Source organism: Alteromonas sp. 4NH20-0104, assembly GCF_057547795.1.
This window is the reverse complement of sequence record NZ_BAAJLP010000012.1, coordinates 65161-89060: the sequence shown is the minus strand read 5'-3', so window position 1 is coordinate 89060 and position 23900 is coordinate 65161. Positions and strand designations below refer to the sequence as shown.

Here is a 23900-nt window from a genome sequence, read left to right as displayed (position 1 = left end):
TGAGATTTTACTCGGTGAGACGAGCAGGATAGACTTGCCAGCATTTATCGATTCAACGAGGCAACAACAGCATGACGGTAGTGATGTACGGTATTCCCAATTGCGATACCATTAAAAAAGCCAAAACCTGGTTAACTCAGCACGATATTTCTTTTACTTTTCATGATTATCGCAAGCAAGGCGTGCCACAAGATGTGCTGACCAGTGCGGTCAGTGAGCTGGGCTGGGAAAACGTGATAAATAAACGGGGAACCACTTATCGCCAGTTATCCGACGAGCAAAAAGAACAGTTGTCGGCAGACACCGCTGTGACTCTGATCACCGAACATCCGGCAATGATTAAGCGCCCTTTGCTGGTAACAGACAATGGCATGCACCTGGGCTTTAAACCGGCTCAGTACGAGGAGATTTTTAGCTAATGACCGACGTACTAGAGTTAACCAAAGAGCTGATTAATCGCCGCTCTGTGACCCCTGAAGATGCAGGGTGTCAGGAATTTATGAAAGCCTGGCTGGCCGAGTCGGGTTTCGAAAATGAAACCATGGTGTTTGAAGATACCACTAACCTGTGGTCACGACGCGGTACTCAGGGGCCGGTGTTTTGTTTTGCCGGCCATACTGATGTGGTGCCCAGTGGTCCGGAAGATGCCTGGCAAACCCAGCCGTTTGTAGCCACCGAAAAAGACGGTAATTTACACGGTCGCGGCGCTGCCGACATGAAAGGCTCACTGGCCGCAATGCTCGCAGCCACCAAACAGTTTGTGGCGGATTATCCGGATCACCATGGCAGCATTGCCTATTTAATTACCAGCGACGAAGAAGGCCCGTTTATTAATGGCACCACCCGGGTCATCGATACCCTGGAAGCGCGTAATGAGAAAATCACCTGGTGTGTAGTAGGTGAGCCCTCGAGCACCGACGTGGTTGGTGATGTAGTGAAAAATGGCCGTCGGGGCTCGCTCACCGGCGACCTGGTGGTGAAAGGGATCCAAGGACACGTGGCCTATCCGCACCTGGCCCGTAATCCGGTTCATCAGGCGGCTCCGGCCCTCGACGAACTGGCCAGGTCTCACTGGGATAACGGCAACGAATTTTTCCCACCGACCAGCTTTCAGATATCCAATATCCACGGCGGTACCGGCGCGGGTAATGTAATTCCCGGCGAATTACACGTTTGTTTTAACTTCCGCTTCTCTACCGAAGTAACCGATAAACAGCTTATCGCACGGGTAGAAGACATTCTGGATAAGCATAATCTGGAGTACCAGATAAAATGGACATTTAATGGCCAGCCCTTCCTGACCGATCACGGCGATTTATTAACGGCCACCCAAAAGGCTATCAGCAGTGAGATGGACTTCGACACCTGTTTGTCTACCGCTGGCGGCACTTCAGATGGCCGTTTTATTGCGCCCACAGGTGCACAGGTGGTAGAGCTCGGGCCGGTAAATGCCACTATCCACAAAATCGACGAACATGTGCGCATTCAGGATCTGTATCACCTTGAACGTATCTATTACCGTCTGCTGGAAAACCTGCTCACATGAATCTGACTCAAGCGTGGCTGGGGCGCGATGACAGTGCACTGATAAAGGTTGGTGAACACCATCAGTTGCTGCCCGACGTGGGCGGAGCATTTCTTGCCATGCAGCAACAGGCCCGGGCCGACGGTCAGGACATGCAAATCGTTAGCAGCTACCGCAATTTTGACCGTCAGTTGTCCATCTGGAACCGAAAGTGGCGCGGCGAACTGCCCTTGTATAACCATCAGGGGGAGCAGTTGGATGCCGCTTCACTGTCTGATGAAGAAAAAGTGTACGCTATTCTTATCTGGTCGGCCCTGCCCGGTGGTAGTCGTCACCATTGGGGGACCGATTTGGATGTATACGACAAAGCCTCGGTAGACGCCTGCGGCGGCCAGTTTGATTTGGTGGATGCGGAATACCGCCAGGGCGGTCCTTGCTTTGCGCTGGCACAGTGGATGGATGACCACCTGGCCGACTTTGGCTTCAGCCGTCCTTTTCTGCAGGATAACGGCGGCGTGGCCACTGAGTTATGGCACCTTACTCACCGCAGCAGTGCCGCGGCGTTTGAAGCCCAGCGTAATCAACAGGCTTTGTATGACTGCTTAAACAGTGTGAACATGGAAGGGAAAGCCACGGTACTGACTATGCTGGATGAGCTGTTTACACGATTTGTGTTAAATCAGGGAGTGCACTCATTATGAGTATGTGGGCGGTAATTGGAATTATTGCAGTGGTACTGGGCGTAATAATCAGCAACATTATGCTGCTAAAATACAGCGCTAAGTTTAAAATGCCAAAAACCTACACGCCACCCGACAGCCCTGGCGCTAAGAAAGCCGGGGAAAAAGCGGATGATGAACCGGAGCAAAAACGCTCCGGCGACAACTAACTGTTTTAAGCAACGGTCACTGCGGTACCACTGATGCTTACCATCAGCATACTGTTTTTATCGCCCAGCACTTCGTAGTCTAAATCGATGCCAACCACGGCATTCGCGCCCATGCCCAGCGCTTCCTGCTCGAGTTCTCGAAAAGCAATCTGCCGGGCTTTGGTTAACTCATCTTCATAAGAACCAGAACGTCCGCCCACAATGTCACGGATAGAGGCAAACAAATCCTTAAATATATTGGCCCCCATGATGGCTTCGCCAATCACAATACCGTGATAGCCCTTAATTTCTTTGCCTTCAATGGTGGGTGTTGTCGTTAGTATCATGCTGATTCCTTAAATAATACTGATTGTAATTCGGCTATCTGACGGGCCGCTTCGTCGGCAGTGTATTGCACCGCAGGCAGTTTCCCCCAGATTGGCGCAGGCCAGAGTGGATCGTCATGAAAACGCACCACATGGTGAATGTGTAGCTGCGCCACTACATTGCCCAGCGCCGCGATATTCATTTTGTGGCCAGCGTAATGCGTCATCATCGCTTTCGCCACGGCCCGGCTTTCAGCGCAAAACTGCAGGTAATCCTGGTCGTCCAAATCCGCCAGCTCTACCAGTTGAGCTCTGCGTGGCACCAGAATAAGCCAGGGAAACTGACTGTCATTCATTAACAAAACCTGGCACAGAGGTAAGTCTCCTACTAACAGGGTATCGGCACTGAGTACCGGATCCAGTTCAAACATCTAATTTCTCCACCGTGGTGGGCACTACCGTTAATAATGCCCGCTGCCCCAGCGCGACATGCGCATTAGGAAACACGATGGCTTCCCCTTCGTGCTCGGCCACGTAATCACAACCGGGTTCGGAAGCCAACACATCTCCGCGTTTAAAATCCGTAAAATTAGGGGTATCGTCGTCAAAGTGTAATTTAAAATCGGCAAAATTCCGGTTTATTACCTGATTAACCCTATACACCAGTAGTTGCTGGATAGTGGCCTGAGGCGCAAAATCCACTTCGCTGATCAGAGAGGTAAGCGATGCTTTTGCAGCCGCAAACCGGCTCATATCATTTTGACCAAACGGCCTGACTTTACCTAACTCCACCGTAAACCCGCGGGCTTTGCAGGTTGCGGTAGAGAAGTAGCTAAATGTGGTCGTAGGCGCTGATGATAACAGGAAAGTGTTGACCCCACAGGCAGCTAAAAAACCAAATTGTTTAGCGCTGTGCTCACGCTCATCATCCAGATAAGGCATAACCACAAATTTCTCATTCTTGGAATCACGGATAGCGGTATGCAAGTCATAGTGCAACTTCTCATCCCCTGCCCCGGCCTGACTAAAGAAACTGATTACCGTCTCTTCCAGTAATTTAGCCCGCTGACATTCAGCGTTGTTGCCATGCTGGTGCGCACCACTGAATAAGCGATTCATATTTTCTTCCACAAACCGCTCGCCGATATTCATCGCAGGCAGGTTGCCAAAAATGAGCAATAACCGGTGTTTGAGCGACAACGCACCGGTTAATATTGCGTCCAGGATGTCAGAGCAAATTTCAATGGGTGCGGTTTCATTACCGTGAACGCCACAAGACAATACTATGTGTTTGTTGCTGGCCTCTGCAGGCTCCAGAACAATGATACCCGGCGCAGTTACCGACACGTTAGCGCCGGAGGGCAAAGACCATTGTGTTGCATCAGCAAAGGTTTCAGGGTGGTAAAGGGAAAGGTGCAGAAACTGGCCATTTGCCAGATCGGAAAGTTCCATATCGAGTCTGTGATAAGTCCTGAGAATAACGTATCGGTAGTTTAGCGCGATACCACAGCGGATAACAGTCACACAAAAACTTCTTATAAAAGAAGTGTCAAGCTAACGTTTCAACGCTGAATAGCCGCCACCAGCTTGCGGCGTGAGGGCGAATCGCCGACGATAATGTCGCTATGGGCCAGACGCACAAATTCGCGACTCGGGATTGCTTTGGAAAACAGGTAACCCTGGCCGGTTTTAATCCCTATCTCTCTTAGCACATGCAATTGCTCAATGGTTTCAACCCCTTCGGCAATAACCTCGCAGTGCTTGGCATTACCAATCACCTTGGCGGCTTCGATAATCGCTTTGTTAACCGGGTTATCGCTCAGCTCCATGACGAAAGTTTTGTCTATCTTGAGGGCGTCGAGGGTTATTTCGCGAATGTACGCCAAATTCGAATAACCTTTGCCAAAGTCATCCACCGCAATTTTAATGCCCAGCGCATGAAGTTCTGCCAACTGCTTTTTCACCATTAACGAGTTGGAAACGGCAATGTCTTCCGTTAACTCGAGTTCCAGACGGGACAAATGAATATTGTATTTGTGACTTAAGGATTTGAGATTAGCAATCAGGCGGGTATCGTAAAGCTGGGTAGGAGAAATATTGACCGACAAAGTAATATTTAGCCCTTGCAGTTCAAACTCCACCAGTCCTTTTAAGGCGGTTTCCAGTGTCCAGTAGCCAAGCTCATTCATCATGTTGTACGATTCTGCCGCTTCAATCAGCGGCCCCGGAAACAGTAAACCGTCGGTGGGATGATTCCAGCGTAACAGGCACTCTGCCCCCACAATTTCCAGCGTCTGCAGATTGACCTTGGGCTGAAAATACAATTCCAGTTCGTTTCTTGCCAGTGCACGCTTTAAGTCTGCCTTTAACGCCAGACTGCGTCCGGTCTCGGCTTTATCCATCATGCCCAGCAAAAAGAAGTTTTCGTATTTATTTTCTTTGGCCTGCTTGAGCGCTGTTTCGGCACGCGACACAAACAATGTGAGGTCAAATTCGCCGCGGGATTTACTGACCACCCCAACGTTAAAGTCGGCAATAAAGGCATGCCCGTCGTAGTACATGGGCGATTTGAAATGTTCAATCAGAAATTCAAACTGCTGCTGCAAAACCAAAGGCGAGTGCACCCCCGGCAGTACCACACCAAACACGTCACCACTGATACGGCCAAATTCTAAGTCATGATTAAACAGAGACTGCAAGCGGTTGGCAATTTCAAGCAGGAACTGGTCACCCACCTCAATACCAAAACTGGTGGTAACATCCGAAAAGCGCACAACATCAATCAGCATCAGAGACAGCTGGTCGTGGCGTTCACCGCAATGCGCTATTTTATCGATAAAGGCATATCGGTTGGGAATAGTGGCCAGCGATAAATGTGTGCGATGCATGCAGTGAAAAATTCCTAAAACAAAATAACGCAAGTTATTGATAATAAACTATAGAAACATTGAACACTGCGACTTGCAAGTACAATCACGTATTCTTCACAATACCTTAGTATTATTTACAACTTCGTCGTGACAGGCAACAAAAAAAGCCCCTTAAAGGGGCTTTGTTAATGATGCTGGTTAGCCTTTTTTGACCGGACAAATATTTAGTTTCCAGATCCGCTCAACATAATCCCGAATGGAACGGTCGGAGGTAAACTTGCCCATTTTGGCGGTATTGATAATCGCCATTTTCGCCCAGCGCTCTTTATCGCGATAGGCTTTATCTACTTCGCCCTGCGCTTTGGAGTAAGCTTCATAGTCGGCCAGTACCAGGTACTGATCGCCATGATCAAGCAGGCTTTGCTTGATTGAGGCCAGTGCACCCGGCTTACCCGGTGTAAAGTAATCCGTTTCCAGCCAGTCCAGCACCGCTTTGATTTCCGGGTTTTTATAGTAGTAGTCATAAGGTTTGTAACCTGAGGCTTTCAGCTCATTCACCTCATCTACCGTTAATCCGAAAATAAAGATATTGTCATCGCCAACTTCCTCGGCAATTTCAATATTGGCCCCATCAAGGGTACCGATTGTCACCGCACCATTGAGTGCCAGTTTCATATTTCCGGTGCCCGAGGCTTCCTTACCTGCCGTACTGATTTGCTCAGAGACATCGGCGGCCGGGATCATTTTCTCAGCCAGCGACACACGGTAGTTAGGTAAAAACGCGACTTTCAGTTTTTGGTTCACCCGCGCATCGTTGTTAATTTTATCGGCCACTTTATTAATGGCGTAGATAATGTCCTTCGCCAGTTTATAACCTGGTGCTGCTTTGGCGCCAAAAATAAACACCCGAGGATGCATATCGTAATCCGGGTTCTCCAGTAAGCGCCGGTACAGTGCCATAATGTGCAGTAAGGCCAGGTGCTGACGCTTATATTCGTGCAGGCGTTTGATTTGCACATCAAAGATAGCATTGGTATCCACATCAAAGCCCAGAGACTCTTTAATTTCGTCTGCCAGCAACTGTTTATTTTGCTGTTTAACCTGCATAAATTGCTTCTGGAACGTTTTATTGGTGGCGAATTTTTCCAGCCCTTCGAGCTTTTTCAATTCCAGCGGCCAGTCTGCACCGATCTTCTTATCGATAAGTTTAGACAGTGCCGGGTTACAGGCTTTTAACCAGCGACGTGGCGTAATCCCGTTGGTCACATTGGTAAGCTTGCCAGGCCATAATGCATCAAACTCAGGGAACAGGTTTTGTTTCACCAGACGTGAATGCAATTCTGCTACGCCGTTCACGGCAAATGAACCAATCACCGATAGATGGCCCATACGTACCATCTTTTCGTTACCCTCTTCAATAATCGATAAGCGGCCTTTTACTGCATTGTCGCCGGGCCATTTCTTATCGACTTCTTTCATGAAGCGGTGATTAATTTCGTAAATGATTTCCAGGTGACGTGGCAGGATTTTCTCCAGCATACGCGCCGGCCATTTTTCCAGTGCTTCAGGTAATAATGTGTGATTGGTATAAGCAAATACCTTGGTACAAATTGCCCAGGCTTTGTCCCAGTCAAGCTCGGCCCGGTCTACCAGGATGCGCATTAATTCAGGGATGGCAATTGCCGGGTGAGTATCGTTTAACTGGATCACAACCTGATCGGTAAAGCGGCTCCAGTCATCGCCGTGGGCACGCTTATAACGACGGATAATATCTTTCAGTGAACAGGCGCAGAAGAAGTATTGCTGAATAAGACGCAGCTCTTTACCCGCTTCTGTTTCGTCATTCGGGTACAGCACTTTGGAAATCGTTTCGGCCTGCACGTTTTCTACCTGAGCATCAACATAGCCCCCGGCATTGAACACGTCCCAGTTAAAGTAGCCCGACGACTTACTTTGCCATAAACGCAGTACGTTTACGGTTTTGCCGCCATATCCTACCACCGGAATATCCCATGGGATCCCTTTCACAATATGACCCGGGTGCCATTCTTTTTGGATCCGGCCATTCTCGCCATATTTGGTTTCTACATAACCGTAAAGCGACACTTCCTGAATCGACTCAGGGCGGCAAATTTCCCAGGGGTTGCCGTAATCACGCCAGCTGTCAGGACGCTCAATTTGCGCGCCGCCCTGAATTTCCTGACGGAACAAGCCATGTTCGTAGTGGATGCCGTAGCCAATCGCGGGCAGCTCCATAGTGGCTAACGAATCAATAAAGCAAGCCGCGAGGCGCCCCAGACCACCGTTGCCAAGCGCCATGTCCGGCTCTTCTTCCAACACATCGCTCAGGTTAACGCCCAGCTCGTTCAGCGCATCGTTAGCCACATCAAATAAACCGAAGTTTTGCAGGTTGTTAGACAATAACCGGCCCATCAGAAACTCAGCTGAAAAATAATGTACCGCGCGGGTATCATTTAAATAATGGGTTTTCTGGGTTTTACGGATCCCTTCAAGCACATGCTCCTGCATGGCCGAGCAGGTCGCTTTCCACCAGGCGTGGTTATTAGCTTTGTTCTCATCTGTACCTAGCGTACAGTGCAGGTGCTTAACGACAGCGGCTTTAAATTCACTTTTGTTGATAGTCATATCACGTTCAACGTTGGTTTTCTTGGCGCTCATCTGAGGTTCTCACTATAGATGTCTGGTTAACAGTAAAATGTAATTAAATTACAACTCTATAGTGCAAATATATCAGTAATAGAATGACATGTTTGTAAAATATTTGTTAAAAATAGAAAAATCCAGCGTGTTTTTTGAACAACACGCTGGATTTTAACATTTTATTTACAATAATTAATGCTAGGTAGTGGCTATTTAATGATTTTTGCCACCAGCTGTTCCGCTTCTTTAATGAGTTCCTGTAAGTGACTTTCACCATTAAAGCTTTCAGCATAGATCTTGTAGATTTGTTCGGTACCTGATGGACGTGCAGCAAACCAGCCATTCTCGGTGGATACTTTTACCCCGCCAATGGCCGCATTATTGCCCGGCGCATGTGTCTGCACATTAGTAATGGGCTCACCGGCCAGGGATTCACTGGTAACCACGCTGGCATCCATCGCCGACAGTTTGGCTTTCTCTTCCAGACTCGCCGCCACATCCACACGCTGATAACAGGGTGAACCAAATTTCTCGGTCAGCGCCTGGTAATGCTCGCCTGGATCCTTACCGGTAACGGCCAGGATTTCCGCCGCCAGCAAGCACATAATAAAGCCGTCTTTGTCGGTCGCCCAGGTTGCGGCGTCACGCTGCAGGTAAATTCCCCCGGCGCTTTCTTCCCCGGCAAAGCCCAGAGTTCCGTCAGACAGCCCTTCAACAAACCATTTAAAGCCCACCGGCATTTCGGCCAGTTCACGGCCCATGTCGGCAACTACCCGATCGATCATAGAGCTGGAAACCAGCGTTTTACCCACTTTCAGACTGGCGTCCCACTGCGGGCGGTGTTGATAAAGGTAATTAATGGCAACCGCGAGGTAATGATTAGGGTTCATCAGACCACTGCTGGGGCACACTATGCCGTGGCGGTCAAAATCAGGATCGTTACCCCAGGCCAGATCAAACTTATCTTTCAGCTCAATCAGCCCTGCCATCGCATAAGCAGACGAGCAGTCCATACGTAACTTGCCGTCTTTGTCACGGCGCATAAAGCCAAACTGCGGATCCACCTGTGGATTGACCACGGTAATATCCAGGCCGTAGTGCTCGGCAAGGTATTTCCAGTAACCAACTCCGGCGCCGCCCAGCGGGTCCGTTCCCAGCTTCAAACCGGCTTTGGCGATAGCCTGCATATCCACGACTTCGGCAAGATCCTCAATATACGGCACCATAAAATCATCTTCAGACACGAAGTCGGAAGCCATTGCCGCTTTCAGATCGATGCGTTTGACGTCTTTATTATGATTCGCAATCAGGCCGTTAGCCCGTTCCTGAATAATTTTAGTGACATCACTATCCGCCGGTCCACCATGTGGCGGATTATATTTAAAGCCGCCGTCAGAAGGCGGGTTATGTGATGGCGTAATCACAATGCCATCGGCCAGGGCTTCAGTGCGTCCACGGTTATAACGAATAATCGTACGGGAAATAACCGGCGTCGGCGTATAGCCTTTAGAGTCGTTATCATCGCGCTGAATTACCACCGACACATTATTTGCACTGAGCACTTCAATTGCCGTAATCATTGCCGGCTCTGAAAGTGCATGGGTATCCTTACCAATAAACACCGGGCCGGTAATTTGCTGGTGTTCACGATATTCGGCCAGCGCCTGACAAATGGCGGCGATGTGCATATCATTGAATGTCGTTTGAGCTGCCGTGCCGCGATGGCCTGAAGTACCAAAACTCACCGCCTGGGCAGGATCGGTGGCATCCGGCTGATAACTAAAATACTGACTAACCAGTTGGGCCACGTTAATAAGCTGCTCAGGAGCAGCCGCCTTACCAGCTTCCGGGTGTAACGCCATGAAAATTTCCTTTTGTAAGTCGTGATATCAGGTCATTGTTTACGAATCAAAGGTTTCGCTAACCGTTTTCACTACCTTATCGTCATATCCTAAAATCTGCAAAACCTGACTCAACATGGCCAGCTTTTTCGCAGTATTATTGTTACTGACTACCCAAAATCCGCTCTCGGGAATCAATTTTGGGTTAGTGCTACTGCCTGACTTGAGCAACTCTTCTTTACTGCTGGCGAAGTATTTGCGGTTTTTACCCACAATCGACTCCACCTTGGCAAAATCAGTGGGATGCTGCAGGTATACCTGCTGTAAAATAAACAGAAACTGATCAACCCGCTTATCAAACTGGCTCAGGGCTTCTTTATTAACGCGCTCCAGGAGGTCGTCGCCTGATGCAGATGTAACCGGCGTTACAGATACCGGTGCGGGTGCAGGCTGCGCCTTGGGCGTGGCTTTAACCGGCGCTTCAGCAACCGGCTGCGGGCTGGTTTCAACCTGCTCCGTTGAGGCTGGGGCAGCAGGAATTGACGCACCACTGCTTACTACGGTAGTCACTATTCCGGGCTCGTCGATCAGTAACCGACGTAAAATTTCACAAGCACTCTCACCAATATGTTTTGTCTGACTTGCGATAAACGCATACAGCTCATCATCTATTTCTATTGTTTTCATACATACTACTTCCGTTTTTTGGCGGTCATTATAGTCAACCCGGCTGAGGATCGCAGCACTTTATACAGACAACTTCCATCGATAGCCAACCAACCGATTAATTTCTCGGTCAGGGGCCCGGCTCTCTCCTATACTTAAGTATCAGTGTGATCACCTAAGTCGCTGTTTATATTTGCTAGAATAATCTTTGTAATGGAATTCACGTATAAAAGCTAAAGCGCTAAAACCGGACAATATCATGCATACAGATCTTTCACCGGCTCTGGCTTATCTCAATAGTCAGGTGCTTGGTAAGCAACATCAGATAAAGCTCGCGGTTACCTGCCTGTTGGCGGATGGCCATTTATTGATCGAAGATTTGCCTGGTATGGGTAAAACTACCCTCTCCCATGCGCTGGCAACGGTGTTTGGTTTACACTTTTCACGGATTCAGTTTACCTCTGACCTGCTGCCCGCCGATATGCTCGGCGTGAATATTTACAACACCCAACAAGGCGGATTTGAATTTCACCAGGGCCCCATTTTCAGTCAGGTCGTACTGGCCGATGAAATAAACCGAGCCAGCCCGAAAACCCAGAGTGCGTTGCTAGAAGCCATGGAAGAAAGTCAGGTAAGCATAGACGGCAATACTCACACGTTACCTTCGCCGTTTTTTGTCATCGCTACCCAAAACCCCAGCTATCAGGCAGGAACTTACCCATTACCCGAATCACAACTCGACCGCTTTTTAATGCGCATCAGTTTAGGATACCCCGACGGAGAGGCTGAAAAGCGCATGCTTCGAGAATCGGCGGGTGTTAGCAGTCATCATCAAAAACCCGCCAGTCAGACCTTAAGTGTGGTACAGTTACAGGCTATTCAGGCGCAAGTCAGTGGCATTCACGTGAGCGACCCGATTCTGGATTATCTGTTACGCCTGGTAAATCAAAGCCGCGATAGCAGCGAATTTCCCTACCCGCTTTCACCGCGCGCCAGCAAAGCACTGATGCGTGCAGCCCAGGCCTGGGCTCTGTTGCATGAGCGGGACTTTGTATTACCGGAAGACCTCCAGGCTATTTTTACTGCGGTGGCCGAACATCGCCTGCGTGGCAGCCAGACCGACTACCGTGATGACGGCTTGTTGAGCCAGCGGATCCTGGACTTAACCGACCCACTAGCCGCCTGATGGTTTCGCGCTTTAAACGCTCGGTTCACGACCTGCAAAACCGTTGGCTGCAGCGACGGATACCGCCCAGCCCAAGGTATCAGCTTAACCTTAAGAATGTGTTTATTTTTCCCAGCCGGTTTGGCTTTGGTTTTCTGCTCACCTGTGTGGGCTTATTTATACTGGGCACCAATTACCAGAACAACCTGATGTTACTGCTCTGCCAGTTTCTGTTAGCCATTTTTCTACTGCATTTATTTGTCAGCTACCGCAATTTCACAGCGGTCTCCCTGTCACTGAAGGACATTCAACCCGTTTACGTTTCAGAACACGCTTTGTTGTGCTTGCAGCTCCATGTAAATAATGAGGATTTGCCCTTCTATGGGGGACTACATATTCAGCTGCGTGGCACTTCGCTGGCCTTGCTGCATCGCCGCGCAGACCAGGACCGCGAAGTAAAGTTATTGCTCCCCGCCGCCCAGCGCGGGATTTTCCGATTACCCCGAATTACGCTGTCCTCAACCTATCCATTAGGGCTGTTTCGCTGCTGGACACACCTGGATTTCAATAAGTCGATAGCCATTTATCCCAAACCCATTGCCTCAGCTTTAAAATTGACCTCCACAGATGCCAGTCAGGGCGATACAGCTGGCAATGTCGCCGGTATTGATGAGTTTGATTCATTGCGCAGCTTCAAACCGGGCGACCCGATGAACCGAGTCGCCTGGAAACAAGCGGCGAAAGGCGGCGAACTAAGCACCAAAACCTTTAATCAGGCACAGCAGGAAGGCGGCTGGTTAAGCCTGGAGACTTATGCCGGTGAACCATTAGAAAAAGCCCTGGGGTTACTGACCTATCAGATAAACCGACTGTCTTCCCAACAACATGTTTTCGGCCTCAACATTGGTAACAAGCGCATTGAACCCGCCACCGGTGAGGCTCACAAGCACCGCTGCCTGCAGTCGCTGGCCCGTTACCGGCAACCTGAGCAAGATTATGCAGCCGATTGATAAACCCATCCGTAATCAGACAGCCAGTGCACTGATTGCCCTGGTATTTTGCATATTGAGCCTGAGTTTATTCGAACCGTTACTGTTCTGGGTGTTACTGATCTCACTGTGCGCTACCGGGATCCGCATGGTCATGTACTTTGGCTGGTATCAGCCAATGCCGTCTCTGCGCACCATTAACCTGTTAGGGTTGCTATGCTGTTTGTGTCTGGGTTGGTTCAGCTTGCAGATTGGGTTGTTGCTGACCATGGTTAATTTGCTCATTCTGGCCGGGGCTTTAAAGCTCATTATCCTCAATCGGCCGCGGGATTTGTTCCACCTTTTCTGTACCAGCCTGTTTATTATTGGCATGGGATTTACTTTCCATCAATCGGTAGTAATGACCTTATTTTACAGCCTGCTTACTTTGTCTCTGCTGGTGGCAATAGGACGCTACTTCTCACCGTCACAACCCTTAAAATGGCATGTAAAACGATTGTTCATAATGAGCCTGCAGGCATTGCCTATTGCCATCCTGTTATTTCTAATTCTGCCCAAGTTGCCTCCGCTATGGAAAATGCCGGTGTCCAAAAGTACCGAGACCGGGTTAACCGATAAAGTGAGCCCCGGGGACATAGCCAACTTAACTCAATCTGCCGACCTGGCTTTCAGGGCCACATTTAAAGGCGTAATCCCTCCTCCTCCCGAGCGTTACTGGCGGGCGTTAACACTGGAGTATTTTGACGGTAAACAGTGGTCGGTTAGCCCACTGCGCAAGCAGGTACGCGAACAATACCGGCTATTAAACAACGAGTTTAAGCCACGGATAAGTGGCAGTTGGTGGCAGTACGAGGTGATAACGGAGCCCACTAACAAGCACTGGTTATTCAGTATAGATGTGGGTATCCCTGACGATCCTGGCAGCTCGCAAACCATCTGGCAGAGCAGAGACTATTCGCTGCTCAGCGACACACCAATAACGTCGAGGCGCGCCTATCGGCTTCGCTCTTATCCCACTACCCCCATGGACCAAACGCTGTACAGTATTGATAGCCGGCTAAACCTGCAGTTGCCCAACAATTCCACGGTGAATCCGCAAACCCAGGCGTGGGCTGAACAGCTGGCCGCTAACAACGCTACTCAGGTTGAGCGGGTTCAGGCAGTCATGGACTTTTTCGTGGACGAGGGATTTCGCTACACGCTCACCCCTCCCCCAATGCCGGACAACCCCATTGATGAGTTTCTATTTATACATCAGGAGGGGTTTTGCGCCCACTATGCCAGTGCCATGAGTTATGTGCTGCGTTTACTGGGGATCCCGGCCCGAATGGTCGCTGGCTACCATGGCGGAGAGTCACTGCAACCTGATGTTCTTAGCGTGTATCAGTACGATGCCCATGCGTGGGTGGAGGCATGGCTGGAAGGTCGTGGTTGGGTACGCTTTGATCCCAGTGGTATTGTTGCGCCGGCCCGAATTCAGTTGGGCCTGCAACAAGCGGTTGAAGAAGAGTCGTTTCTGGCCAATAACCAAATGGCAAGGTTGCAGCAAATTCCGCTGTTTGCCGAGCTGCGTAATCTCTTCAGCTTAATGGACTATCAGTGGAGCCGTTGGGTGCTCGGTTTTGATGCAGAGCGCCAGCAAAACCTGTTAGCGCTGATGCTGGGTAAGGTAACAACACAGCGCATTTTGTTCCTGATGCTGGGGATTTGCCTGGTGATCGGACTGTTACTGGCGCTGTACTTTATTCCGCACTGGCAACGGAAACGTCCACCGGCAAACCTGCGTTGGTTTTTACTGGCCACGCAAAAGGCTGAGCAAATTACCGGACTTGAACGTCACAATGACGGCCCCGGGCAGTTTGCAGAACGCGTCGCAGAACGATTATCGGAATCTTCTGCCGACGAGTTTAAGGCCATCAGTCAGGCCTTTATTGCCTTAAGTTACGCGCGCGACAGCGAAACCGAGACGCAAAACGATGGGTTTATCCGGCAATGTAAGAAATTTATCGGTCAGGCCAAACCGTTATAAACGAAACCACTTAAGCATAACGGCTCAACAGATAATTCAGGTGAGCCCGGACTTCTGGCCATTCACCCTTGCGAAGACTATACATAACCGTATCACGGATTGTGCCGTCCCGACGTTTGTGATGCCCTCGGATAACACCGTCTTTTTTAGCACCTAAACGTTCGATGGCCCGTTGGCTGGCATAATTGTAATTATCGGTGCGCCATCCTACCACGTTGCAACCCAGCTCATCGAAAGCATGCGTCAGCATAAGCAACTTGCAGGTGGTATTTACGTGGGTGCGCTGAGCGCTTTTGGCATACCAGGTATAGCCTATTTCAAGGCGTTTCACTGCCGGCAAAATATCGTGATAACTGGTTGTGCCGAGTACTTTGCCGCTGTTTTGTTCGATAACGGCAAAGGCAAACCGCTGCCCCGCCTCGCGGCTCTTCAGAGCATCTCGAATATACTCAGCGGTATTGTCAGGCTCCGGAACGGAGGTCACACGCAGTTGCCATAACTCGCCATCCGCGGCGGCCTCGCTTAAGCCGGCTTCGTGATGAACGTCAAGAGGTTCCAACTTGACACCGTTGGCGGTGAGTGTAACGGGGGTAACTAAGGCCATTGTTTCGTTTCTCTGATTAATCATTACCCGGTTGCGATGGTAACGGTAAACTAACCACCCTGCTCAATAAGCTGTTGGTTTACTTTCATGCTGCCATGTTCGTCATAATCAGGGTACATACTAATGGAATCGACTTTGCCAGCAACCACCCATAAGGAGACATCCAGTTCTGGTAAAATATAATCCTGGCCAAATTCGTCAAAATCATCATCGAGTTCCAGCCCGGGAAACATTAACTTAAGTTCCAGAATCGACTTACCAATAACCGCTTTACCCTCCAATTCGGTGTCAACTGATGACACCGAAATCGTCCCCAGCACAAAGTTGTCGCTTGATGAAAAACTCAGCTCGGTTCCGTTAGCGTATTGCCACACTACATCGCGGTCTTCAAGGCTGTCGCAAAGGGGATGAAAATGATAAATCTCCTCTGGCTGCCCCCATGCGTGGCGTACCTCGGGCATGGTCATACCAAAAAATAACCGGTCTATTCCGGCTTGCGGGTAAACTTTCACTGTTGCTCGTGACTCATAAAAGCGTAGAACCTACGTTGATTTACTGCCTTTGTACAGCAACGTTAAACAAAATGCGAGCAACAATGTCAGCCCCCGTCATAGCTCATACACAGACTGGTGACACCGGCGTCATTTTTGTGGTGAGAAGCGTGTATTTGCGGTGACAACCCGCTTCCTTTGCAAACACCTCATCATGACTGATTAATATAAAGCCCCCCTGATACGCTCCGAGCGCCGAGGCGAGCATCGAGCTGGCGTTTATATCCAGATGGTTATCCGGCTCATCCAGCAATAAAAAGGGCTGTTCAGGCTGATGACTGACAATCAGCATGGCCAGCTTCATCTTCTCGCCACCACTTAAAACACCGGCTCGTTTAAAAACATTATCGCGGCGAAAGCCAATGCCAGCCAATAACGTGCGAGCTTCAGACCCGGTTAAGTCGGGACACTGCGTTAGCAGGTTTTCCAGCAAACTCATTGCCGGGTTCACCAAACTAAAATGTTGATCCAGATAACACAGCCGGGTATGAATATGCAGCTCACCAGCTCGCAGTGCCAGTTGCCCCATCAGCGTTTTTAATAACGTGGATTTACCACTGCCGTTATCCCCCACCAGATGCAGCTTGTCACGCTCTCCTACCTGCAGGTTGATTCGCTGCGAGCAGCCATACGCCAGCACACCGTTGAGGAGCGTAATGACCTTTTTATTGCCTGCACTGGTCGCCGACAAATAGATAGCTTGTTGCTGGCTGATGGTTTGCTCAGCCAACAGCTTATCGGCTTTTTGCTGTAACTGTTTTTGCCTGCCCTCACTATTTTTGGTGCGGCTGGCGGCGCCGGCCGTAGCGCGATCTTTTTGTTTATCCAGCAAACACTTCGCCTGACTCCCGCGCAACTTTTGCCCCTGTACAGCTCGCTTCCGGGCTTTTTCAATACTACGCTGCGCTTGCTCTTGTAGTTGTTTTTGTTGCTTTTTGACGGCCTCTATCTGGCGGCCCAGGGCCTGCTCGGCCAAGGCCTTTTGTTGAGCATAATGAACGTAATTGCCACCATAAACTTGTACACCCGATTCAGTAAGTTCCCAGATTTCCTTCATATTCTGAAGTAACTTGCGGTCGTGGCTGATAACAAGCACTGCGGCTTTGGTCGACATTATTTGTCCCTGTAACCAGCGCCGGGCACGGCAATCCAAATGATTGGATGGCTCATCAAGAATTAACAACCGATAGTTACTTTGGAACAGCTGCCACAACCGCAGCTTTGCCAATTGTCCACCACTGAGGGTGGCGCAAGTTGTGTGGGGATCATCAGGTAATCCCAGTGCTGCCAACTGACGGGTAAGCTGCGCCGGTAAATCCCATTGCTCACCTACGGTATCAAACAACCCGCTGGCACATTCACCAGCCGCAATGCGAGCCAGTGCATCGAGTATCGCCGCAACACCCAGCGCTTCGGCAATAGTAACGTTATTGGTTATCAGGTGTGAGGCCTGCTGGTCATAAACCCCCATAGCGCTTTTACAGCAAACACTCCCCTGAGTGGGCGTCAATTGACCGGTTAACAACCCAGCCAACACTGATTTGCCGACGCCATTATCGCCAACCAGTCCAACACGTTGAGCGGTCATTGATACGGTTACAGAATGAAAAAGCGTTTCGCCCGTGGGCAGTTGAAAACCAAGATTTTGTGCTTGAAATATCGGCATTAGCGCCTCCCGAGAAGCGGGCTTCAGCCTAGCAGCACATGCAAATATTAAGGTGCAGTATAGCGACGGTAAAGCGCCATACTATTTCGACAGTGAGCTACGCCGACTAACCCTGTAGATCCAAAAAAAATAACAATAAAAATGGACGACAGGCTTAGTTGTTCATGATGGCGCTAATTCCGCATAAAATTATGCGCAGAATTTAACCAACAGCCATGAGCATTGCAAGCGATCACAACATTTTGTTACAGATTCGGCGCTCATGTAAGCAGGTAAACAGTAATGAAAAATAACGAAAAGCGATAATTGTTTATTGTTTTTCGATAATAAATTATTGTAAAAAAGAAAATTAAAGCTAAAGTAATAGCCAGCATAACTAAGCAAGGAAACGACCATGAAAAATCAGGAATCATCAGACACTATGAATACTAGTAGCCAGTTACCAGCCCCTAAATACACCCCGGCGCTTAAGGTATGGTTCGATTTTCTATATTATTTTAGCGTTCTTGCAATGGTTGTGGGAGTTGGATTTATCCTCGTTGTCGGATTAAATATTCCCGCGGAAATCAGCGAACGTCATACTGATATCGAATACTTGTTTAACGCCAGGGTAATTACCAATGATGTCACCGCGGCAGCGAGTGAGATTATGCAGGTTGATGGCAAGCTCAAGCTCAATAATACCAGCGGCCAGGCAGCCTTTTTTATTGCCAATACAGACAGAATACTCATTAGCGGTATATTCAGTTTGCTCGCGCTTTATAACCTGCGTAAATTGTTCGCTAACCTGGCTAGTCAGCGTATTTTCGATTTAGAAAATGTCGCTTATGTAAAAAAGCTGGGCTTGATTATCCTGGTATATAGCATTGTTTCGCCTTTTATTACCTACCTGTGCGGCATGGCGATACTGGCTGAAATCGGAGTGTTTCATGAGCAGCTTCAACTTTCCCCCTATGTTTCAATACCCATTGAAGGGATCCTGATTAGCGGAGCATTGCTGGTACTGGCCCAGATCCTTGAGTACGCTTTTCAGATGAAGCAAGAACAATCACTGACCATATAATTATGTCTAAAACCATTAAAATAAATCTGGATATGGTCATGCTGCAACGCAAGATGTCACTCACGGAGTTGTCAGAACGCGTTGGTATCACCATGGCTAATCTCTCAACGCTTAAAACCGGCAAAGCCAAAGCTATTCGTTTCTCCACACTGCTGTCCCTGTGTGAGGCACTGGATTGCGAGCCGGGTGACCTTATTCAATTGGAAGAAGATTAGCATTAGCCCTGCTCCTGCCAGCAAACCGGGATTTACAGCCATCTGTCGGCCCCGGTTTGACTTTACTGACTTTCTTTCGTTTACTGCCCTCAGCACGACCTATTATAAAAAACGACGACAAAGTGACTAACACCATGAAAAAACGAACTATTGTCGGCATGAGCCTGTTGCTCATGTCCTGCCATTCCATGGCCAAATCCGGCTACTACCGCGACCCGGACCTGCACAATAACCAGGTGGTCTTTACTGCCGAAGGCGACCTCTGGTTGCATGACATGACAAACGCAGCCACCCGCCGCCTGACCACTAATCTGGCGCAGGAACAACAAGCGGCCTTTTCGTCAGACGGTACACAAATTGCCTTTACCGCTAATTATGACGGCGCAACCGAAGTGTATGTGATCCCCACCGCAGGCGGACTGGCCAGGCGGGTAACCTTTGAAAACAGCTACGTTTATCTGCAGCAGTGGACCAGCGGCGGCAAGTTGCTATATAGCACCAATACCCGGGTAGGCCCCACCAATAACTGGTCGTTAAAACAGGTGGATCCGGTTACCCTGAATACCGAGGAAGTACCGGTTGCCGATGCCATTGAGGGCGCCATTGACGAAGCCTCTGACACGCTTTATTTCACCCAGTTTGGCCTGCAGGTGTCACGCGACAACGCCCGTTATTATCGCGGCGGTGCCCAGGGTGAATTGTGGCGTTATAAACTTGGCAGCCAAACCGAGGCGCTGCTGCTGACAGACGCCCACGACGCTTCGGCTCGCGAACCTATGGTGGCTGACGACAAACTGTATTTTGTCAGTAATCAGAACGGTAACGACAACCTGTGGGTGATGTCGGCTTCTGGTAAAAACGCCAGAGCGCTCACCGATTTTCAGGATTTTCCCATCAAGCGGGCAAGCCTGGATAACGGCCGGATTATTTTTCAGCATGGCGCTGACCTTAAAATTTACGACATTGCCAAACGCCGTACCCGCACACTGGACATAGCCCTGAGTGGCGACTTTCCTCAGTTACGGGATAACTGGCTGACCAAACCCACCAAATACCTGACTTCGGTAGATTTTAATGCCGACAACAAACAGGTGATCCTCACGGCCCGCGGCCGTCTGGCCATAGCCAGCACCGACGGCAAACGCCTGGTGGAAATTGACACACCTGCAGCTTCACGTTCGCGCAAGGCTATTTTAAGCCACGACGGTAATTGGGTGTATGCCATTAATGATGCCAGTGGCGAAATGGAAATCTGGCAATTTGCTGCCGATGGCTCATCCGAGCGCAAACAGCTCACCAGCGACGCCAGCATCAGCCGCTGGCAACTGGTGCTCTCGCCCGATGGCAACAAACTCGCCTTCGACGACTTTAACGGCGACCTGTGGATCCTCGATATCAACACAGGCGAAAGTGAAAAGCTTTACTCCGGCCAGACCGAAATGAGCCCCTATGCAGACATTGTGTTTAGTGCCGACAGTCAGTTGCTGGCCATTACTACGAGTAAATTAGGGGATGAGCGCCAGCGTATTTACCTTCACAATTTTGCCGAAAACCGCGGTCAGGTGCTGACCAGCGATAAGTATAGTTCCTATTCACCGGCGTTTAGTCAGGATCAGCAATGGTTGTATTTCCTGTCGGACCGGGAATTTAGCCCAACCACCCGCTCGCCCTGGGGCGACCGCAACATGGGCACGACTTTCGACCGGCGTACACAGATCTTCGCTTATGCCCTGAAAGCCGACGCCGCCTTCCCTTTCCAAAAGCCCACCGAACTGACGGCACAGGTGGAGCAGGAAGAAGACAACGACAGCGAGGAAGAAGACAAGACCCCTAAGGCACCGCTTATTGACTGGGAGCAGCTAGCTAACAGACTCTGGCAGGTGCCGGTGAGTCCGGGGAACTACAGTAATCTGGCCGCTAATGGCAAATACCTGTACGTCATGGACCGGGTGACCGAGCCTGGCAGCAAACCGGTGCTTAAGGCCATTGAACAAACACCGCATCATAAAACCAGCACCTTTACGGCTGGCCTGAGCGGCTACCAATTAAGTACTGATGGCAAGAGTATGTTGCTGTTAAAGCAAAGCAGCAATAACGACCAGATCTATATTGTGGGCGCAGGCAGCAGCTTCCCCTCTGACACCACCGACCAAAGAGCGGATGTATCGGCCTGGAAGTTACGCATCGACCCACAGCAGGAATGGCAACAGCTGTTTCATGATGCCTGGCTGATGCACCGAGATTATTTCTACGACAAAGCCATGCGTGGTGTGGACTGGGAGGCAATGAAAACGAAGTACGAGCCGTTGGTGGCCCGTATTACCGATCGCGCTGAACTCAATGATGTGCTTGGCCAGATGACCGGCGAGCTTAATGTACTGCACTCGCAGGTGTATGGCGGTGATTCTCCGCAGGAGCCGGATCGTCCCTCTCCTGCCAGTTTAGGGGCCAACTTGTTGCAAACCAACAAGGGCGTGCAAATTGCCAGTATTTATCAGTACGATAATGAGATTCCAGCCAAGGCATCACCGTTGTTAAAACCCGGTACCGATGCACAGGAAGGTGACATTATTACCAGTATTAATGCACGTCCGGTAACCACCTTGGCTGAATTACATCAGGCACTGCTTAACCAGGCCGGTCGGCAGGTATTACTGGGCTTAAACCGCCAGGGCGAAGCCCTGCAGACCATTGTTTACCCGGTAAGCAATCGTACTGATGCCCGCTTACGCTACCAGGACTGGACAACGCGCAACCGACAGAAAGTCGAGCAGGCTGACCTGGATATTGGTTATTTGCACCTGTATGCGATGGGCAGTAATGACGTATCGGATTTTGCCCGCGAATTTTACGCGGCTTATCAGAAAGACGGGCTGATTATCGACGTACGTCGTAACCGCGGTGGCAATATTGAAAGCTGGATTTTAGAGAAGCTGTTACGCAAAGTCTGGATGTTCTGGACCAGTGATAACCGCGAGCCGAATGGCAATATGCAACAAACCTTCCGTGGCCATTTAGTGGTGCTGGCCGATCAGTACACCTATTCCGACGGTGAAACCTTCACCGCGGGCGTTAAAGCCTTGGATTTAGGCCCGGTAATCGGCAAGCAGACCGCTGGTGCCGGTATCTGGTTGCGCGGCCGCAACCGCCTGGCCGATAACGGTATGGCACGGGTGGCTGAACTGCCGGTCTTTGCTGAAGACGGACGATGGATCACAGAAGGACTGGGCATTGCCCCGGATATTGAAGTCGATAACCTGCCACACGCCACGTTTAAGGGTGAAGATGCGCAACTGGATGCAGCCATTGAATACCTGCAACAGCGTATCAAGCAGCGACCGGTCAAACCGCTTAAACCCAAAGCTTATCCTGGCGTTACCACGCCGGCTGATGACATTGAGCTATAACTAACCGATGCGCTGCTTCCCATTGGGAGGCAGCGCTTTTCTGACTAAGACGTAACGGCTGCAACCACTTTGTGCAGGGTAAGCTCTGCTGCGAGTAAATCCACCTGCGCTTCAATGGCTTTTAATTTGGCCTTGAGAACCCCCGATTCCCGCGCATTTAACTTAAACATATCACTGTCACCGGCGTCGAAACGTTTGCGTTCAAGCTGCGATAAAGTCACCGCCAAATCCGCATTTTTGCGCTGCAGCGCCAGTACTTCATGGGCTTGTTGCCAATAGGCATAGGCCTGCTCAAATTGCTGATTAAGCTGATCCTGAGCCAGCGTTACCTCATATTCGAGCACTTTAAGTTTTGAGCGCATGGTGGCTTGTTCAGCCTTCGCTTTGCGGTTACCCAGCGTGTAAGAAAATGTCAGGCCTATCTTGCCTTCCGTTTCGGCCAGCGATGTGGGGCCACTGCCCATATCTTTAGCCACCAGCGCCTTGACATCGAGCTTGGGAAGTAACTGATTCTCCGCCAGTCGAAATTTATTCTGCGTAACGCTTTGCTCCGTGCGCAGCACGGCTAAGGCGGGATGTTGCATTATGGCACTGCGCAATCGGGCGGCCTGGGCAGGGGTAATCGTAAACGGCCACTGTATATCATCTGGCAATGTGGCATCGCTGGCAATCACCTGTGACTGCCCCTCGCTGTTACGCCAGTAAAAAGCCAGTGCCTGAGCCGAGGCCCTTTGGGTTTGCCGCAGCTGCGACAACGCCAGTTGTTGCTCCAGTATGCTGGCTTCAAATTCGGTGAGGTCAACTTCGGCTAAATCGCCGCGTTCCAGGCGGGTTGAAAGCCCTTCCCGACGGTATTTGAGGGTATCGAGCAGCGATTCCACCGCCGCAATTTTAAGGCTCACCTCGTACCATTTTAAATACTGACTAAGCCCCTTGTACAAAAAGTCATTCATGCTCAGCGCTAATTCGGCCTGGTACTGCTCAATGGATAAACGGGCATTAGTAACCCCTACCCGGCGTTTATCAATAGTGCGATTTTGCAACAGCGACAGCGCAACGCCAATACTGGCCTCACCACCTGACAAAGTATTATATTGTTCCTCGTAAACCGGAAAGTCGCCCGTAGCCACCCGGTATTCGCTGATCAGTTTGGCGTTCATTTCTCCCAGCGGTTTTACAAATCGCTGGGCTGCGGCGGAGCCGTCATAGTAGCCCGCCACGCGGCCACTCACATCCTGTTCAATACGCCCATCGAACTCACTTTGAGCACTCTGCAGCCCATACAAAAGCTGATTATTTTTCTCATTAAGTACATTCACATAGGGATGCATCTGCTGCATATTGTCAATAAGGGATGGCACGGTGGGCAGCACCTGCTCAGCCTTGAGCGGTGTAACAGCTCCCCAACTTATACCCAGTAATGCCAGCGCTATCATGCGTATTTTCATTGCTAC

Annotated in this window: 21 protein-coding genes; 10 read left to right on the top strand and 11 right to left on the bottom strand. The window is 50.0% G+C overall.

Annotated elements, in window-relative coordinates:
• Window positions 1-71: 71 nt before the first annotated feature.
• From AC27IB_RS10615 to AC27IB_RS10600, 4 genes are read left to right on the top strand one after another with little or no spacing between them, the layout of a single operon-like run.
• Window positions 72-419, top strand: coding sequence for an ArsC family reductase (locus tag AC27IB_RS10615; protein WP_487120794.1), 348 nt, complete (start codon window positions 72-74; stop codon window positions 417-419).
• A complete protein-coding gene (dapE, locus tag AC27IB_RS10610) occupies window positions 419-1546 on the top strand; it encodes a succinyl-diaminopimelate desuccinylase (RefSeq protein WP_487120792.1) in 1128 nt (375 codons plus the stop codon). The genes AC27IB_RS10615 and dapE overlap by 1 nt, the downstream gene beginning before the upstream one ends.
• Entirely contained in the window at window positions 1543-2226 is a 684-nt protein-coding gene (locus AC27IB_RS10605) for a M15 family metallopeptidase (protein WP_487120790.1), read from the top strand. Before dapE ends, AC27IB_RS10605 begins: the two co-directional genes overlap by 4 nt.
• Entirely contained in the window at window positions 2223-2414 is a 192-nt protein-coding gene (locus AC27IB_RS10600; protein WP_487120788.1) for a DUF2897 family protein, read from the top strand. The genes AC27IB_RS10605 and AC27IB_RS10600 overlap by 4 nt, the downstream gene beginning before the upstream one ends.
• 5 nt (window positions 2415-2419) lie before the next feature.
• Here AC27IB_RS10600 and AC27IB_RS10595 read toward each other — a convergent pair whose 3' ends face one another.
• From AC27IB_RS10595 to seqA, 7 genes are all read right to left on the bottom strand, one after another.
• A complete protein-coding gene (locus AC27IB_RS10595; RefSeq protein ID WP_487120786.1) occupies window positions 2420-2740 on the bottom strand; it encodes a heavy metal-binding domain-containing protein in 321 nt (106 codons plus the stop codon).
• On the bottom strand, window positions 2737-3150 hold the full coding sequence (locus AC27IB_RS10590) for an HIT domain-containing protein (protein WP_487120784.1): 414 nt from the start codon (window positions 3148-3150) through the stop codon (window positions 2737-2739). The genes AC27IB_RS10595 and AC27IB_RS10590 overlap by 4 nt, the downstream gene beginning before the upstream one ends.
• A complete protein-coding gene (astE, locus tag AC27IB_RS10585; RefSeq protein WP_487120782.1) occupies window positions 3143-4171 on the bottom strand; it encodes a succinylglutamate desuccinylase in 1029 nt (342 codons plus the stop codon). Before astE ends, AC27IB_RS10590 begins: the two co-directional genes overlap by 8 nt.
• 110 nt (window positions 4172-4281) lie before the next feature.
• Window positions 4282-5607, bottom strand: a complete 1326-nt coding sequence (locus AC27IB_RS10580; RefSeq protein ID WP_487120780.1) for a putative bifunctional diguanylate cyclase/phosphodiesterase — start codon at window positions 5605-5607, stop codon at window positions 4282-4284.
• A gap of 180 nt (window positions 5608-5787) precedes the next feature.
• The gene (locus AC27IB_RS10575; RefSeq protein WP_487120778.1) at window positions 5788-8268 is read right to left on the bottom strand and encodes a glycogen/starch/alpha-glucan phosphorylase; all 2481 of its coding nucleotides are present in this window, start codon (window positions 8266-8268) and stop codon (window positions 5788-5790) included.
• Between the two features lie 191 nt (window positions 8269-8459).
• The gene (pgm, locus tag AC27IB_RS10570) at window positions 8460-10112 is read right to left on the bottom strand and encodes a phosphoglucomutase (alpha-D-glucose-1,6-bisphosphate-dependent) (RefSeq protein ID WP_487120776.1); all 1653 of its coding nucleotides are present in this window, start codon (window positions 10110-10112) and stop codon (window positions 8460-8462) included.
• A gap of 39 nt (window positions 10113-10151) precedes the next feature.
• Window positions 10152-10778 (bottom strand): replication initiation negative regulator SeqA, encoded by a 627-nt coding sequence (seqA, locus tag AC27IB_RS10565; RefSeq protein WP_487120774.1) that lies wholly within the window; start codon window positions 10776-10778, stop codon window positions 10152-10154.
• A gap of 238 nt (window positions 10779-11016) precedes the next feature.
• Between seqA and AC27IB_RS10560 the strand changes: the two genes are divergently transcribed.
• From AC27IB_RS10560 to AC27IB_RS10550, 3 genes are read left to right on the top strand one after another with little or no spacing between them, the layout of a single operon-like run.
• The gene (locus AC27IB_RS10560; protein WP_487120772.1) at window positions 11017-11943 is read left to right on the top strand and encodes an AAA family ATPase; all 927 of its coding nucleotides are present in this window, start codon (window positions 11017-11019) and stop codon (window positions 11941-11943) included.
• Window positions 11943-12932 (top strand): DUF58 domain-containing protein, encoded by a 990-nt coding sequence (locus AC27IB_RS10555; RefSeq protein ID WP_487120770.1) that lies wholly within the window; start codon window positions 11943-11945, stop codon window positions 12930-12932. Before AC27IB_RS10560 ends, AC27IB_RS10555 begins: the two co-directional genes overlap by 1 nt.
• Complete coding sequence (locus AC27IB_RS10550) at window positions 12919-14940, top strand: transglutaminase TgpA family protein (protein WP_487120768.1); 2022 nt, start codon at window positions 12919-12921, stop codon at window positions 14938-14940. The genes AC27IB_RS10555 and AC27IB_RS10550 overlap by 14 nt, the downstream gene beginning before the upstream one ends.
• Before the next feature lie 10 nt (window positions 14941-14950).
• On the opposite strand, the gene AC27IB_RS10545 is transcribed toward AC27IB_RS10550, so the two are convergent.
• The 3 genes from AC27IB_RS10545 to AC27IB_RS10535 all read right to left on the bottom strand — a co-directional run bounded on the left by AC27IB_RS10545 (window position 14951) and on the right by AC27IB_RS10535 (window position 17761).
• A complete protein-coding gene (locus AC27IB_RS10545; RefSeq protein ID WP_487120766.1) occupies window positions 14951-15544 on the bottom strand; it encodes a GNAT family N-acetyltransferase in 594 nt (197 codons plus the stop codon).
• 50 nt (window positions 15545-15594) lie between these two features.
• The gene (locus AC27IB_RS10540) at window positions 15595-16056 is read right to left on the bottom strand and encodes a hypothetical protein (RefSeq protein ID WP_296050768.1); all 462 of its coding nucleotides are present in this window, start codon (window positions 16054-16056) and stop codon (window positions 15595-15597) included.
• Window positions 16057-16159: 103 nt separating this feature from the next.
• On the bottom strand, window positions 16160-17761 hold the full coding sequence (locus AC27IB_RS10535) for an ATP-binding cassette domain-containing protein (RefSeq protein ID WP_487120764.1): 1602 nt from the start codon (window positions 17759-17761) through the stop codon (window positions 16160-16162).
• 394 nt (window positions 17762-18155) lie between these two features.
• Here AC27IB_RS10535 and AC27IB_RS10530 point away from each other — a divergent pair, with 394 nt between their 5' ends.
• The 3 genes from AC27IB_RS10530 (at window position 18156) to AC27IB_RS10520 (ending at window position 22446) form a co-directional block, all read left to right on the top strand.
• Window positions 18156-18824 carry a DUF2975 domain-containing protein gene (locus tag AC27IB_RS10530; protein WP_487120762.1) on the top strand — a complete coding sequence of 223 codons (669 nt, stop codon included), beginning with the start codon at window positions 18156-18158 and terminating at the stop codon, window positions 18822-18824.
• Window positions 18825-18826: 2 nt separating this feature from the next.
• Entirely contained in the window at window positions 18827-19039 is a 213-nt protein-coding gene (locus tag AC27IB_RS10525; RefSeq protein ID WP_487120760.1) for a helix-turn-helix domain-containing protein, read from the top strand.
• A 134-nt stretch (window positions 19040-19173) separates the two neighbouring features.
• Complete coding sequence (locus AC27IB_RS10520; RefSeq protein ID WP_487120758.1) at window positions 19174-22446, top strand: S41 family peptidase; 3273 nt, start codon at window positions 19174-19176, stop codon at window positions 22444-22446.
• Between the two features lie 44 nt (window positions 22447-22490).
• Here AC27IB_RS10520 and AC27IB_RS10515 read toward each other — a convergent pair whose 3' ends face one another.
• The gene (locus AC27IB_RS10515) at window positions 22491-23894 is read right to left on the bottom strand and encodes a TolC family protein (protein ID WP_487120756.1); all 1404 of its coding nucleotides are present in this window, start codon (window positions 23892-23894) and stop codon (window positions 22491-22493) included.
• Window positions 23895-23900 lie beyond the last annotated feature (6 nt).